At 40.6% G+C, this 1,604-nt stretch carries 1 protein-coding gene; it reads left to right on the forward strand.

What is annotated here, in order from left to right:
- The first annotated feature begins 150 nt into the window (after nucleotides 1–150).
- Entirely contained in the window at nucleotides 151–1,476 is a 1,326-nt protein-coding gene (locus DW826_RS17865; RefSeq protein WP_117553340.1) for an IS1380 family transposase, read from the forward strand.
- Nucleotides 1,477–1,604 lie beyond the last annotated feature (128 nt).

Below are 1,604 nucleotides of genomic sequence, written 5' to 3' on the forward strand. Positions count from 1 at the left end.
ATCAGCCGTGAAAGTGGCTGAAAGCCACATAGTTACTGTATTTTAGCTGAATATTGCTTTTCACCTATCAAGTGAATGAAAAAAGAGCATCCATTTGTGGTAAAATTAAGGTGTTCAAAGTCTTAACAATCCCAAACAAAGGAGCCCTTTATGAGTATTGTAAACACCTTAGCCTTAGAAAGCAATAGACAGATTAAAATAAATTTTGATGGAGGAGATCTCTCATCCGATGCAGGCTTGCTTCTTATCAAAGAATTCATAAGCAAACTTGGTATTGATACGCTTTTAGAAAAAGCGTTTAAAACCAATGATCCTGCTTTATTCCGATATCATTCGGATCCAAAAAACCTGCTCCAAATGATATATATGATTATTGCCGGTTATTTCGAGGATGATGCCTCTGATGAACTGACAAATGATCCTGTATTCAAGTCTGTACTTGAAAAAGATGCGCTTGCATCACAGCCTACGGTATCAAGATTCTTTAACCGTATGGATGAAGACACTTTAAACCAGTTCCTTGCGATTGCCAGAGTACTTCGGAGGAAAATTTACAGTATTCAGATGCCACAGGCTGTTATTCTGGATCTGGATTCCACTCTTCTTGATGCATACGGCAGGCAGGAAGGCAGAGCCTTTAACTTTCACTATCAGAGCAATGGTTATCATCCACTTGTCTGTTATGATGGAATGACCGGGGATCTGATAAAGATCCAGCTGCGTGATGGAACACAGTATTCCTGCACCGGAGTAGTTGATTTTTTGCAGCCGGTACTGGATGAATATCTGCATGACTATCCGGAAATCCCTATTCTACTTCGTGGTGATAGCGGTTTTTCTACGCCTGATCTTTATAAGCAGTGTGAGGAAAACGGCACAAGCTATGTGATCCGGCTGAAGGAGAATGGCATCCTACGTGGAAAAGCATCCGATCTTGTGGATGAGCTTGATGAAATCACCAGGAATAACAAAGTGGATTATGCGGTAGTTTATGGTGAATTCATGTACAAAGCAAAGTCATGGCCTTACGAACGGCGTGTGGTATGCAAGGTTGAAAAGCCGGAAAACCAGATGGTTTACATGTACACCTTTGTTGTCACAAACATGGATTCCTCACCAGGGTATCTTATCAAGTTTTACTGCAAGCGAGGGCTGATGGAAAACTTCATCAAAGAAAGTAAATCCGGTTTTGATTTTGCTTCCGTAAGCAGTCATACCAGAATCGTAAATGCAAACAGGCTTCAGGTACACGCTCTTGCTTATAACATATTTAATTGGTTTAGACGATTGGCGTTATCAGCAAACATGCGCAAACAACGCATTGATACCGTCCGTTTAAAACTGCTGAAGATTGCTGCAAAAGTAGTTCATTCAGCAAGATATATCACATTCAAGCTGTGTAGCAGCTGCCCTTATAAAAATGAATTCTATGAGACACTTTCAAATATCGGTAAGCTGAATGTACAGCTGGAATAGTAACTATTAACGAACCTTGACAGCTTAATAACCGCTCAGAACTCTGCCACAGGGATTTTATACCCTTTTTGGAGATTGGTTGAGCGATGTTTAGGCTACATGGGTCAATTTTGGGATTCATGGTACAG

The organism is Clostridium sp. AM34-11AC (assembly GCF_003435375.1).
Taxonomy (GTDB): domain Bacteria; phylum Bacillota; class Clostridia; order Lachnospirales; family Lachnospiraceae; genus Pilosibacter; species Pilosibacter fragilis.

Excerpts from the sequence above, each read along its gene's own strand:
- DW826_RS17865 (WP_117553340.1), top strand. The coding sequence starts at position 151 with ATGAGTATTGTAAACACCTTAGCCTTAGAAAGCAATAGACAGATTAAA.